General features: G+C 42.9%; 11 protein-coding genes. 6 read left to right on the top strand and 5 right to left on the bottom strand.

The features are described from left to right. Positions 1 to 102: 102 nt before the first annotated feature. Both recQ and EQO05_RS15505 read right to left on the bottom strand, forming a co-directional pair. Complete coding sequence (gene recQ / locus EQO05_RS07830; protein WP_164888505.1) at positions 103 to 2,715, bottom strand: DNA helicase RecQ; 2,613 nt, start codon at positions 2,713 to 2,715, stop codon at positions 103 to 105. Between the two features lie 746 nt (positions 2,716 to 3,461). Beyond that, positions 3,462 to 3,608, bottom strand: coding sequence for a hypothetical protein (locus EQO05_RS15505; RefSeq protein WP_164888503.1), 147 nt, complete (start codon positions 3,606 to 3,608; stop codon positions 3,462 to 3,464). A 511-nt stretch (positions 3,609 to 4,119) separates the two neighbouring features. Here EQO05_RS15505 and guaA point away from each other — a divergent pair. After that, complete coding sequence (gene guaA / locus EQO05_RS07835) at positions 4,120 to 5,037, top strand: glutamine-hydrolyzing GMP synthase (RefSeq protein WP_128505341.1); 918 nt, start codon at positions 4,120 to 4,122, stop codon at positions 5,035 to 5,037. Between the two features lie 122 nt (positions 5,038 to 5,159). After that, on the top strand, positions 5,160 to 6,200 hold the full coding sequence (locus tag EQO05_RS07840) for an archaeosine biosynthesis radical SAM protein RaSEA (RefSeq protein WP_128505342.1): 1,041 nt from the start codon (positions 5,160 to 5,162) through the stop codon (positions 6,198 to 6,200). A gap of 341 nt (positions 6,201 to 6,541) precedes the next feature. Here the strand turns inward: EQO05_RS07840 and argB are convergent, their stop codons facing one another. Next, positions 6,542 to 7,441, bottom strand: coding sequence for an acetylglutamate kinase (gene argB, locus EQO05_RS07845; protein WP_128505344.1), 900 nt, complete (start codon positions 7,439 to 7,441; stop codon positions 6,542 to 6,544). A 235-nt stretch (positions 7,442 to 7,676) separates the two neighbouring features. Then, a complete protein-coding gene (locus EQO05_RS07850) occupies positions 7,677 to 7,961 on the bottom strand; it encodes a non-histone chromosomal MC1 family protein (protein ID WP_128505345.1) in 285 nt (94 codons plus the stop codon). 404 nt (positions 7,962 to 8,365) lie between these two features. On the opposite strand from EQO05_RS07850, the gene mptA reads away from it, so the two are divergent. Further along, entirely contained in the window at positions 8,366 to 9,325 is a 960-nt protein-coding gene (mptA, locus tag EQO05_RS07855) for a GTP cyclohydrolase MptA (protein ID WP_128505347.1), read from the top strand. Positions 9,326 to 9,609: 284 nt separating this feature from the next. Next, positions 9,610 to 9,936, top strand: a complete 327-nt coding sequence (locus EQO05_RS07860) for a DUF2098 domain-containing protein (protein ID WP_128505349.1) — start codon at positions 9,610 to 9,612, stop codon at positions 9,934 to 9,936. A gap of 132 nt (positions 9,937 to 10,068) precedes the next feature. Here the strand turns inward: EQO05_RS07860 and EQO05_RS07865 are convergent, their stop codons facing one another. Then, the gene (locus tag EQO05_RS07865) at positions 10,069 to 11,502 is read right to left on the bottom strand and encodes a methanogenesis marker 14 protein (protein ID WP_128505351.1); all 1,434 of its coding nucleotides are present in this window, start codon (positions 11,500 to 11,502) and stop codon (positions 10,069 to 10,071) included. A 747-nt stretch (positions 11,503 to 12,249) separates the two neighbouring features. On the opposite strand from EQO05_RS07865, the gene EQO05_RS07870 reads away from it, so the two are divergent. Next, a complete protein-coding gene (locus tag EQO05_RS07870) occupies positions 12,250 to 13,413 on the top strand; it encodes a Coenzyme F420 hydrogenase/dehydrogenase, beta subunit C-terminal domain (RefSeq protein ID WP_128505353.1) in 1,164 nt (387 codons plus the stop codon). Positions 13,414 to 13,741: 328 nt separating this feature from the next. Beyond that, positions 13,742 to 14,023 (top strand): Asp-tRNA(Asn)/Glu-tRNA(Gln) amidotransferase subunit GatC, encoded by a 282-nt coding sequence (gene gatC, locus EQO05_RS07875; protein ID WP_128505355.1) that lies wholly within the window; start codon positions 13,742 to 13,744, stop codon positions 14,021 to 14,023. The last annotated feature ends 10 nt before the right edge of the window (positions 14,024 to 14,033 follow it).

Consider the following 14,033-nt stretch of genomic DNA (forward strand, 5'->3'; position numbering starts at 1 on the left):
GCTAAGAAAGAAGATAAAAAGAGAATGAGATAAAAAGAGTGAAGTAAAAAACCAGAAAAACATAAAATCGAAGAAAAATAGTGGAATTCGCAGGAAGGGGTTTTACTTACCGCCTTCAGACCGGGAAAAGCAGACTCTGGACAGAAGTAAAGCCCTGATAAATTTTATTTCTTCTTCCTGGCAGTTCTCGTCTAACGTGGCCCGAAGCAAAGAGTCAAGTTCAATTTCAAGGGTTTTGAGTGCATTATTCACCTGTTGCTGCCTATCCGGGGGCAGGACTCCTCCAATACCCCTGACATTTCCGGAAAGCGCGAGCTGTTCAAGTTGCCTGAAGACAGCCCTTGTCTTCATGCCCTGGATTTCAGCAATCTCGTCAACCCCTAATCCCTTCTTAAAAAGATAAAGAGTTCTTTCCAGCGAATTTTTTTCATCGGGATCGGATTCAACAGATGCTGTTTTGATCGCATCTACAGTTCCTGATTCAGGCGGAATTCCTGATGAATTTATTTCTCCGGAGCCACCTGCCGAAGAATCTCTTCCTGACCAGTCCTGGATACTCGTGTCCAGATACCTTGCCCTTTTCGCCGGAAAATTGAAAGCTTCCAAACTCTTCATATTGTCAGAATCCAGGTCCAGTATGCTAACGCCTGGAATTTCAATTTCATCTCCGCAGTTCTCATCGCTCTGAGTGATTTCTTCTGAGGCAATTACCACTTTTTCAGGACTTCTACAGGCAATTTCCGAATTTTCTGGTTTTCCGGCAGGTATCAAGTTGTAGTCCCTGCAATAGTTTTCAATTTCTTTGAGAAAAATATCCCCATATTTTCTCAGTTTATGCTCTCCAACTCCTGTAATGGAATGAAACTCTTCAGAGCTGCGTGGAAATTTTGTAGCCATTTCCTTAAGGGTGGTATCAGAAAAAATGATGTAAGGAGGAAGATTTTTCTTTAGAGCTATTTCCTTTCTCAGAGCTTTTAACCTCTCAAAAAGAATGGGATCAGGTTCCTTTCCGCATTTTACGGTTTTTCTGGTTTCTGTATTTTTTAGAATGTCAGCCGCAACTGAGAATTTTTCTGAAAATGCTCCTTCTGAAGCTCCTTCTACAGGTAAACACAGATCATCTGCTCTTCTATCATTTATACCGGCAATTATTGAAGGCTTCAAGTTTCCTTCAGCTTCAGGTGCAAATCCTTCAGGGCAGACAAGCTCTACCAGTTCCGTTCCCGCCAATATCTTTCTGCTCATGGCGTTCAACTTCAAAACAGGATACTGTGCTCCACTCACGTTCAGAAGTCCGGTATTTATCATTTCGGAAGCTAAGGATCTCCATTGTTCCTTGGTAAATTCCCGGCCAGTGCCATGACTTTTTAACTTTTCGTGGCGGTTTTGACGGATTTTTTTATTTTTTGAGCCGGTGAGCACATCAATAACATAGTTAGTGCCAAAGCGCTGGTTCAGTTCCTGGACGCAGGATACCAATTTCTTTGCAGCTTCAGTCCCGTCGAAAGTACCTTTCGGAGTAAGGCAGCAGTCACAGTTACCGCAGGGCTCCGAAAGTTCCTCACCAAAGTATTCCATCAAGGTCTGGCGCCTGCATTTATTTCCCTCACAATAAGCTACCATTTGCCTTAACTGCACAAGAGAAACGTCTTTCTCCTTTTCATTTGTCTTCTGTGAAATGAAATACTCAATTTTGAAACGGTCTCCCCTGCTGAAAAATAGAATGCATTCGCAGGGGCTGCCATCCCTTCCCCCTCTGCCGGTCTCCTGATAGTAGCTCTCAAGATTCCTGGGAAGGTCATAGTGTATTACGAAGCGTACATTGGATTTATCAATCCCCATCCCAAAAGCAATAGTAGCTACTATGATATCCACGTCATCTTTGATGAACATTTCCTGGTTTCGGGCTCTGTCAGCATCCGAAAGGCCCGCATGGTATGGAAGAGCCCTGAAACCCGCAAGATTCAGTTTTTTTGTCAGGGCTTCAACACTGTTTCTGCTCTGGCAGTAGATAATTCCAGCTTCACCTCTATGCCTGCGCAGGTGGTCTGTGATTTCGGAAAAAGTCTCCTTCTTTGGCCTGACCTCATAATAAAGGTTTTTTCGGTCAAAACTGGCTACATACGGACCTTTTTCCGGGGCAATATTAAGGTTGAGTTGCGTTACGATATCTTCCCGAACTCTTTCTGTGGCTGTTGCCGTAAGCGCGATAACTGGAATATCAGGGAAGCCGGTCTTCGGATCCCTCAAAATTTTCAATTTCCTGTATTCAGGGCGGAAGTCGTGTCCCCACTCGGAGATGCAGTGAGCTTCGTCAATTGCAAAGAGGCTAACCTTCCCTTTCTTTAAAAAGGCAAAAGTTCCTGGCATCATTAGCCTTTCGGGAGCAATGTAAAGAATTTTCAATCTGTTTTCGAGAAAAGCTGTTTTCACATCCCGGATTTCTCTGGCACTCTGGGTACTGTTCATGCAGGCTGCAGCAATCCCATTTGCTTCAAGCCCATCAACCTGGTCTTTCATCAGGGAAATCAACGGAGAAACAACAATCGTAACCCCTTTCATAAGAAGAGCAGGTAGCTGATAGCATATCGACTTGCCCCCGCCAGTAGGCATGAGTACGAAAGCATCTTTCCTTTCCAGAACATCCCTGATAATCTCTTCCTGTAGAGGGCGAAAAGAAGTATATCCGAAATACTGATGCAGGGCTGAATACATTCTTGCAGACAGAGAAGGCACGGGCTCAAGCTCGCGTTTACTCGCCCTCAAGAAATCATATTCAGTGCTCGTTTTCGAATCCCCCTGACTGTAGAATTAATTCGTGCCAGAATATAAAGCCCGTAATCTCCGGGAAATCAGGTATAGCTATACGTTTATGCACAACCACACCCTTAATAAGTGATATTTTTATAATAGTCCCTTTCAATATTTATAATAGGCTATTCTCATGTCAGTGACAGGTCATTTCAGGCTTATAATAGATTTTTCTCAGATTATAATAATCAGGTACAATAATCAGATATAAGTATAAAATGCGCCTGATCCGGAATCCTGACGCTGTGATGTTTTAAGCTCATCATATTTAAGTTACAGGTGTGCGGGGTGAAAGTATTCAGCTATACTGATTATAAACTCCTGATAGATACTCTGAACTATAAGAATATTAGAGTTAAAACGGTAGAGTTCAGTAAAGAGAAAGCGATCGTTGTTTCAGAAAAATCCGAAGAGAATTGAAAGGATTAAAAATGGAAATAAATAATAAATTTATTTATTTCTAGCGTCAACATTATTAATGTTTGGTATGAGGTAAGGATAGGAAGGTAAGAAGTGCGGCTACACCCAGGCACTTCTTACCTTCCTCTTTAGTTATGATATTTACCAGCCAGTTATGTTTTCAGTTTCTCCAGGTTGTCCATTAACCATTCTTTGTACGCTTTTCCATATTCCAGAAGTTTTCGCCCGCCTTAATCTACAACTCCCTTGTCCTTTACCATCCACTCCAGAGTATCAGCTATCCTTTTCTGTGACTCTGCCAGGCTCTCCAGGGATTTCGCAATATTTTCAAGCTTATCAATGACCTCATAGTTCTCACTGCCCATTCCTATAATCAACCCCTCTCCATCATTTATAATAGGAATATTTTTGGAAAAGCTTTGTATAAAAGTCTAATTTTTAATTTTCTGGAAAGGGTCAGGAGATGAGCTTTGATTAGGTTGAAATTACTTGCTTTCCCGTATTAGACAGGGTCTTTCTAAAGTTTGCAGGAGATAGATCTTCTAATATTTAAGAGGTCTTACCAGCTGTAGTTCCTTAGCAGTGAGATATGAAACTGAAATCGAGATAAAAATAAGTTAAGCACCAGGAATTAAAGAAAAATACATTCCGTGTTTACAGCTTACACATAAAAAAATTTCTACTTAAATGCTCATTTCCGCACATATAAAGTTAAAATATTTTTATCAATTGACGATTTCTTTTATGATACTTTTAAATACCAAAACTCCCATGCACAAACTCATATATCACAATAAAATAATCAAATTCAGATAATTCTAATACCGTTTACTGATTACGATCATTTTTTCGAAGAATTTTATTTAGCATCATTTAAGGAGCATTTCAATGGTAAAACCCGAGAAGTTCATTCCAAAAGCAGTTGAGAAAATTAGCAAGGAAATAAAGGACGGGAGAGCAATAATTGCACTTTCGGGCGGTGTGGACAGTTCTGTCTGTGCGGAGCTGGCTTACAGGGCGATCGGGGACAGGCTTCAGCCGATTTATATAGACACCGGGCTCATGAGGAAAGGAGAAACCGAGAGGATAAAGCATATCTTCTCCCATATGAACCTTGATATTGTCTATGCAAAGGATAGGTTCCTTGCAGCCCTGAAGGGTATAACCGACCCTGAAGAAAAGAGGAAGGCTATAGGCGAGACCTTTATCCGCGTGTTTGAGGAAGAGGCAAGAAAACTTGAAGCCGATTACCTTATCCAGGGCACGATTTACCCTGACAGGATCGAGTCCGAAGGTGGAATCAAATCTCACCACAACGTTGGGGGGCTGCCCAGCGTAATGGATTTCAAAAAAATTGTTGAACCTATTGAAGACCTATATAAAGATGAGGTCAGGGAAGTCGCCTGGGCGCTCCAGCTGCCTGACGAAATCTGCGAAAGAATGCCTTTCCCAGGGCCTGGTCTGGCTGTGCGGATTCTCGGGGAAGTTACAGAGGAGAAGCTTGAGGTTGTTCGGGAAGCCAACTTTATAGTTGAAGAGGAGCTTCTTGACAGGTTCTGCCCCTGGCAAACTTTTGCCGCTGTCCTTGGCAAGGGAACAGGCGTAAAAGGAGATATCAGGGCTTACGGCTGGATCGTAGCTGTAAGAGCTGTAGGGTCCAGAGACGGGATGACTGCCGAAGCGCTCGAACTCCCCTGGGATATACTTAAGAAACTGGAAGCAAGAATCACCTCAGAGATTCCAAAAGTAGCAAGGGTGGTTTATGACATTACACCAAAGCCGCCTGCAACAATCGAGTTCGAGTAATTTTGAATAAAATAAAGTAATAAATACAGAATATAATGTAAAATATAGACTTCGAAGCTGTTTTTCAGCTTTCTAACCTTTTTTACAGTTATAAACAAGCCATAAAGCGAGTTTTTACACCCATGACCCTGAACAAAGCAGTAATGGAAATCCGGCAGCGGATTAAAGTAAAGCCCTCTCCTACGGACGAACCTGCGGCAAGCTGGACAGGAATTGACCTTGTAAACGGAACTCAGGTAAACACCCTAACTGTGATTTTCAAAAGCGCAGGTTGCCGCTGGGGAAAAGCCGGAGGGTGTACTATGTGCGGGTATGTCTACGACTGCGCAAGTGAACCCCCAACGCTGGAAGATTATAAAGCCCAGCTTGCAAGAGCAATGAAAAAAGCAGAAAAATTCCCTGAGTTTATGGTCAAAATATTCACCTCAGGCAGTTTTCTTGACGAGCTGGAAGTGCCTCGCGAAGCGAGGGACGTGATCCTCAAGACTCTTGCAGACAATCCCAGGGTAGTAAAAGTACTTGTGGAAACCCGTCCCAACTTCGTGACCGAGGAGAATGTGCAGGAGTGTCTCGAAATTCTGAAAAACAAGCCCTTTGAACTGGCTTTCGGGCTGGAAACAAGCTCGGACAGGATCCGCAGAGACTCTATTAATAAAGGTTTTACCTTCGAGGACTTCATCCGTGCTGCAGAGACTTCAAGAAAGAATGGGGCAACCGTAAAAGCGTACCTCATGCTAAAGCCTCTCTTCCTCTCGGAGCGCCAGGCACTGGAGGACATCGTCCGTTCCATAGACGATGCATCCCCTTACGCTGACACGATTTCCATCAACCTCTGCAACGTCCAGAAAGGCACCCTTGTCGAAGCCCTCTGGGAAAAGGGGCAGTACCGCCCTCCGTGGTTATGGAGCATTATAGAGATCCTGAAAAGAGCAAAAGCCGCCCATCCTGACCTGCCCCTGATGTCGGATCCGGTAGGCGCAGGCTCAAAACGCGGCCCTCACAACTGTAAACTTTGCAGCTCAGACGCAGCAGATTCTCTCAGGATGTTTTCACTTACTCAAAATCTAGAAGATCTTAATAAAACCGACTGTGAATGTAAAGAGCTCTGGAAAAAAGTCCTGGAGCTTGAAGACTTTACCTACGGCACACCCATTTTAGATTAAAAGACATAAAAATAGTAAAAGCAGGCGCCCGGGAGATAAATACCGGCGCCGATAAATTATTCTTTTTGAGCCGCGACCGTTGACCCGAAACCGTTGTGCCGCGACCGTTGCGCCGGTCGATCACGCTCCGGTTACACCAGTATAGATAAATCATGAGTTTTTGATCAAACTTTTTCAAAAAAAGTTTGCGTTGCGCCGGTTTATCACGCCGTTACGTGGGGATTTTCGCTCAAGCCTTTTTTTAAAAGGCTTGCGATCAAGGATTTTTTGAATGGGCTTGTGACAAGGTTTGCGGGATTGGATGAATTACATCGCTGTCTCGGGCTGTAATCTATCATTATTTATTCTTTTGGCTTTTCCAGCTTGCATACCATTGTTCCAACTCCGCAATCGGTAAAGAGCTCAAGAAGCATGGAATGAGAAACGCTTCCATTTATTATATGGGCTCTTTCGACCCCGTTTCTCACTGCGACTGCTGCACCTTTTAGTTTTGGGATCATGCCCCCCCGTATAACGCCTTCAGCGATAAGAGGCTCGATTTCTTCCAGAGTTACGCGGGAGATGCGGCTAGCCGGATCCTTTAGATTCCTAAGCAGGCCTGATACATCAGTCATCAGAATGAGCTTTTTGGCATGCAGAGCTGCCGCAATGTCGCCTGCCACTATATCGGCATTAATATTCAGGGCATTGCCTTTCGCATCCACAGCAATAGGAGAAATAACCGGAATGTAACCATTCTCAAGCATTATATGAAGGATATCAGGATTGATAACTTCGCTCTCTCCAACCCAGCCAATATCAACTTCAGTTTCAATACCATCTACTACTACTTTTTGTACACCCTGTTTATGCCCAAGGATCATTCTACCATCGTGGCCGGTAAGCCCAATGCCTTTGCCCCCGCAGACCCCGATAAGGGATACAATTTTGGTATTGATATTTCCGACAAGCACCATTCTGGCAATTTCCATAGTCTCGTCATCTGTAATTCTTAACCCCTGGCAGAACTCAGCCTTTTTACCCATCCGCTCCATTTTTTCCGTGATCTCAGGCCCGCCGCCATGTACAATAACGGGTTTGATTCCCACATAACGCAGGAGCACAACATCTTTTATGATATCTTCCATGATCTGGGCGCTAACCATTGCATTCCCGCCCACTTTGATAACCATGATTGAGTCAAAGAACTCCTGCATATAAGGCAGGGCTTCAATGAGCACGTTCTCTCTCTTCAGTTCCATGATCTAGGAATCAGAAAATCTATTTTTAAACTTATCGTTAAAGATGCTGGCAAGAACTCGATTAACATGGAAAAACAAAGATGATATGATCAATTTCGAGAAAGTACTGGAAATAAGCAGCCCGGATAGTGATAAAATTAAAGACCAGTCCAGGCCAATTCCTTATTTGGATATTAAAGAAAAAGAAAGAACCCCGATTTTCAGGGCATGTGAGAGAAATTAGGTTTATTCAGGTTTATTCGATCTTTTCTATCTTTTCTTTCTTGACAAAGGGCTTGCTGATTTTCTCAGGCATCCAGTCAGGCCTGTTTTTAGGGGCTTCGACAAGTTCCTTCCATGCCTTGAAAACGTGCACCTTCTTTGTCCCGCGTTCTCTGAGGCGGATGATATCCGGTTTGGATTTAGTCCCGGCGCCCCGGTTTGCAGCTTTCAGGGCAGCCTGCCGAGGCTGTTTTCCAGTGAAAACTCCGTGCTCATTGCCTTCTTCGTCTCGTAAAACAAAATTTCTTGTGTTGGACATAAAGGTCACCTCGCAAATGTATTGCTAGACACTGATTAAGTTTTAAAGTATATAAAATCTTTCTTCAGGATGTTGCCTGTAGTTATTGGTTTATGCAAAATTCTCCCTGATTTGAGAGGGATATATAAACTAAATTTTTCAATATTGTTGGCAAAATGGGAAATATTTAAATAATTATATCTTGTTAGAAATGCAGTCCAAAATAAGTTTCAGGAAATGGATTTTGGACAGTTTTGAAACTTAAATTTTATTGTACTTTTGGAAAAAGAACCTGGAAAGCACAAACTTTACATGCTATAACTCCTTATGGTCATTATATTTTTCCAAATGGAATAAAAATTACGTACTTATCAGAATTCATTTTACAAAATCAAACACTCATCTTTTCATGGATCTGGTTAATTATGGAACATTGTATCTTCAACCTCCCGGACGTCCAGGCCAGCAAACCAAGCATAGCTATTAACCTTACCCGTGTAGGGGTAACAAATGTGAAAAAACTCGTTGAAATCAAGCGAAAAGACAAACGTCCTATCGTACTGATTTCAACTTTTGACGTTTTTGTTGACCTGCCCTCTGATCGAAAGGGAGCAAATCTTTCGCGCAACTTTGAAGCTGTAGACGAGGTGCTGGAAAAAGTACTCAGTACGCCCGTATATGAGATTGAGCAGTTGTGCAGTGACATCGCACATAACCTGCTTGGCAGGCATGAATACGCCAACCAGGCAGAAGTTCGGATGAAAAGCGAATATATGATCAGACGTGCTTCTCCCTCAACCGGGATCAAATGTCAGGAAGTTGTAAACATCTTTGCTGAAGCATCTGCAGTAAGGGGAGAAGGCAATGAGGACTATTTTGATGTGAAGAAGCTGATCGGTGCCGAAGTCGTAGGAATGACCGCCTGCCCCTGCGCTCAGGAGATTATGCGGGATAAAGCTGCAAATGAACTTTCCGAGCTTGGAGTTGACAGAGACACAATTATAAAATTCCTTGAAAGAGTTCCCATGGCTACCCATAACCAGCGCGGAAGAGGTATTATCTCAATCAAGGTAGCACATGATTTCGATGTTTCGCTCGAAAGTATCATCGATATTATCGAACGTTCTATGAGTTCCAGCGTGTACGAGGTCTTGAAACGCTCAGATGAAAAGGTCGTTGTAGAAACTGCACATATGAACCCTAAATTCGTGGAAGACTGCGTAAGGTCTATGGCTGACAATATAGTAAGAGAGTTTCCGGACCTTCCTGATAATGCAGTAATCACCATCAAACAAACCAATGAAGAAAGCATTCACAGGCATAATGCTTTCGCCGAAAGAGTTGCCCTCATGGGAGATCTCAGGATGGAGATTAATCAGGGGTAAAGAGACAGAAGAATAATAAAATAAATAATTCTATTTTTTGAACCTGCAGGTCTCCGAAAAAGTGTATTTCACAGAGACCTTAAGGGTTCAGACCATGCGTTTTTAGTTTTTGATAAAACTTTTTTGGAAAAAAGTTTTTTTCTAAAAAGTTTTGCGAAGACCTCCAAAGGCTCAATCCACACAAACTTTATTAGAGAGCCTGGATAACCTATAAGCAGTTAAATAATAAGAAGGGACTTGCAGGGCCTGAAGTGCCAGTGTCCTGAAAGCCCTGAGGTGAAAACATGGCTGAAGCTGAGGTAATTACAGCTGTAGGGCGGAATAAGAAACCTATCAAAGCGGGAGACACTGTCAAATACGTAAACAGTGATACGATCAGCCGCGTTACTGAGATCAAAAAGGACGAGCAGGGGAAGGTATGGGTTCTGCTCGAAAGTACAGAGCTCTGGTACAGAGAGGAAACTCTGGAGCCAACTGAACTTAAAGCTAAAGAAAAGAAAGAAGAAAGGGAACTCACTGCTGAAGAACTGGAAGAAAGGTTCAGAAAGCAGAGAGAAACAATGCAGGCTTTCGACCTCGGAAAAGCAGGGGGAGGAGGAGCAGGAGGATAATTCCTCTTCCTGCATTTTGAGTACTTTTGTCTTTAATATTTTTGTTTTTACATCTCAATATTCTCTTCTCAATATTCTCTTATACTGCCTTGCTTTAGAGTTATTTCCCGATGCTTCGTATATACTTCAGTATTATCTTTTCTGTAACTTTACCCTCTGTGCAAGTATACATTTCCCACCATGCCTGCCGCCAAGAGGACTTTGAGGCGAACCCAGGGAATTCATGCATCGAGCCATTACGGCTGCACCTCTGGCAAGTCCGTCATCTACAAAGACTACCCTCTCGTCTATTTTTGGTGCGAGTTTGAGTTCATCCAGACATTTCAGGATCAGTTTGGGTTTATTCCCTGTAATACCTGCCCTGCCTGTAATCCCTATAGTTGTGTCCTCGAAAATAAGCCCCTCATCTTTTGCGATCTTGATCAACCTGCAAACCACACCTGCCATGACCTCATCAATGACAGCATATACAACCGGAAGCCCATTAGTTTTACAGATTTCCATGCCTATAGCACTGAGCTTGCCCATATCGGAACCATTTTCTCCTACATCGCAACCTATAAGTATTACACCTATCTGCTCGGCTGCATCCGGCCTGACAGGCACGCTTCCATATCTCGTTCTGTTCTTAGGGACCTTTTCAATAATGATAAGTTCATGAATACGCTTTGCAAATGCCTCAATCGCTTTAGCCTTCATCTTCAAAGTAAGAAAAGAAGGCGATTTTTCTTTCTCAAAAACTTCAAGTGCTGTTCCTACTTTTGAATCCACGACCTTCGAACCACGGACAATAGCATCAGGAATTGCCCCGGCATATCCGCAGAAGTTTCCTATTGTTTTTGCGTACGGCTGGTCGGAACTTGTAATCCTGCCATCAAGGGTTGTCCCGAAGTCAATAGATATACAGGGATTTCTGAAATCGACATCCGTAAGCTGGGCTGCTTCCTTAATCCCTGCTGTGGCGAGTTCTCCCTCCATTTCATTTGCAACGATTTCAACGCCAGTTGAACCAATGGGTGGTGTTACGCTTGCGACAGCTCCATCAAAAATCACCTGTTCCAGTTTGCTGTACTTCTGGAACCTTTTAGGTATATTTGAGATAGACATGGGAGGCGTCATATTCTTGGGTGGGACTCCTGCCATCAGGCAACCGTCGGCCAGGGCTTTGATAAATTCACCTACATCATCCGGGGAATCAAAACCTGCAACCACGCCAGTGGAACGAACCACAAAGTCCAGATCGGTTTTTATATCAAGGTTCGCTCTTTCCATTGATTCGGTCAGAGTGCTACTAACCAGTTCTGCAACAGCTTCGCGACTGAGTTCAATACCTGTAAGTGTCTTACCGAATACGGTTTCCCCGGGCTTGGGGGGGCGGACATCTCTGGTCATCCGCACGACCTTATTTATGATATGGGTCCTTCCAGTGTCCATATTCGTAGCTGTAAGAATAGATTTGGTTGTGGTATTTCCGACTTCTAAAGAAGCTACAATAAAGAAGGGTTTTGATTTAAGATCGATCAAACGAACCTGAGGGGATTCCGTAATTCTAGGTTTCAGAGCCATTTTTAATTCCTTCCTGAGGATCTGTGAACAAATTTAATTAACAGGGATTATTTTGCAGGCTTAATCTGAAGGCAGTTAAGGTTTATTTGAAGATTATTCGAACTGAGCTGAGATCAGTTCGAATGGATCGGATTTTAAAGTTCAGGAACCAGCGCTTGAGGTCAGCACATTTCTGAAATACTGCTTCTCCAGAACCTTAAAAGATATCTAAAAAGAACATAATTACCCAAAAGATAAAGAAAGATTAACTAAAGCCTATAATAACCTTTGCTAAAATATTCTGAAGGAGAATTCAACAGTGTATGGACCTTTATTCAGTTCCGGTTTTTCATTACTTTTAATTTTACTTTATTTTCGTTTATTCAGTATTTTCATTATCTCTGTTTATCTGTCACTATTTCTGTATACCTTCCGTTTTCAGGTTAGTTTTTCCTTCTACGACTGCCTTTATACCTTTTTAGCACTGCCTTTCCATCTATTTCAGACATATCCTGACGAGATCTCTTTCGTTTGAAATAATGATTTCAAGATCGTTCTCTGATAGATGCCCATAAGAATAAATACAACACCTAATTATAAAGAACATAAATTATAAATGATAAAACTATAAAAAGATGCATATAATATACGCATAGTAAATATAATATTCATAATCACTTAAGGCTGGCACTTAATCAATTCCTGAATAACGAGCAAGCCTGATGGCACTTTCTGAGATTCTCACAAAACCTGCTTTGGAGGTTCTTAATGCCACTCGATCCTATTTGCAAGAAAATCATATCTGACAATACGGAGTATATCTCGGACTATGGAGGGAAGAATTATTATTTCTGTAGTCCAGAATGCAAACAAAAGTTTGACGCACTGGAAAAAAGCGTAATTCGTCTAAAGCGGGGTCTTAGTGAAAAAGAGAAAATTTCCTTTGGGAAACTGAGAAAAGATATCATAAAACCAGGCATATGTACCCTCTGCGGAGCCTGCGCAGCAAGCTGTGAGTACATAACTATCGAGGGCGGCGTACCAAAGCTGGTAGGTCCCTGCAAAGCCTGTGGAGTCTGCTACTACCAGTGCCCAAGAACCATAACAACGGAAGAAGGGCTTATAGGATGTTTCCGGTACGCATACGCAGCAAGGTCTGCAATTCCCGAAATAAGGGGGCAGGACGGAGGAGTCGTAACCTCGCTTCTCCTGTACGCCCTGGATGAGGGATTGATAGATTGCGCTGTGGTTACTACCCGCTCAAAAGAAGAACCCTGGAAACCGGTGCCTATTGTCGCGAAAACCAGGGAAGATATTCTTGAGGGTAGCGGCAGCATTTACTCGCATTCCATGACGCTTGAAGCCCTTATGAGTGCAATCAAACAGGGAATGAACAGCATTGCCTTTGTAGGGACAAGCTGTAATATCGATGCTGTTACCAAGATGCAAAAAAGTTCTTACGGTTTCCTGCATCTTTTTATGAGGGCAAAAGTCCTCAAACTCGGGCTCTTCTGCATGGATACTTTTTCCTATGAGGGGATTAAAGCCGTCCTTGAAAGCTATGGAATCTTACTGGAAAACGTAGACGCGATGAAAATCCGAAGAGGAAAATTCGAGGTCACTCTGAAAGATGGAAAGGAACAGGTCTTCGATCTCAGTGAATTTGACGAATATCGGAGCTCTTCCTGCCGTTTCTGCACAGACCTTACCGCCGAAAACTCGGATATTTCCTTCGGAGGAGTCGGCAGCCCAAGAGGCTGGACCACAGTCCTTGCCCGCTCAGCCATAGGATACGAAATCTTCAACGAAGCCGTAGACAACGGCTACATTGAAGCCCGACCCCTCACTGACGAAGAACTCGAAAGAGTACTCAATCTTGCAAAAATGAAAAAAGTCCAGATGTACGACCTTAACAGAAGACAGAAAGCATAAAACGAAGAACCAAAGACAGTATATGCTAACATTACTCTCCAACCAAAAAATCCAGATTTCCTATTTTTGGAAGATCCGGCAGTGAGCAAGTTTTACTCGCTGCCAGCCACGAACTCAGATAAACGTTTAGATAAAGCATTAGTTTTCGATAAAACCTTTTCTCAAAAGGTTTTCGCTCAAGCCTTTTACAAAAAGGCTTGTGGACGGAACTCGGGGGCGGCAACGGACGCAAGGGGGGATGAATATATATTTATCCCATTAACCTGTTTCTATTATGCAGCAACCAACGGCATTCTAATCAGGATTATTCTATTTTTGAGGAACTTTCATGATCACAAAAGAAGATGTAGAACACATCGGCTGGCTTGCTCGCATTGATATTAGCGAACAGGAAACCGTCGAATACATGGAAAAACTTAACTCAGTCCTGGGATACTTCGGACAGCTTGATGAATTGCAGACCGAAGATGTAGCCCCCACTTACCATGTGGCTGAGATATATAACGTATTCAGGGATGATATGGTTAAAGATTGCCTCCCTCAGGAAGTTGTTCTTGCAAATACCGAACATAAACAGGACGGGACTTTCAGAGTTCCGAAGATCGGCTGAGGAGGATTTT

Origin of the sequence: Methanosarcina sp. MSH10X1 (assembly GCF_004099695.1) — an archaeon.
Taxonomy (GTDB): domain Archaea; phylum Halobacteriota; class Methanosarcinia; order Methanosarcinales; family Methanosarcinaceae; genus Methanosarcina.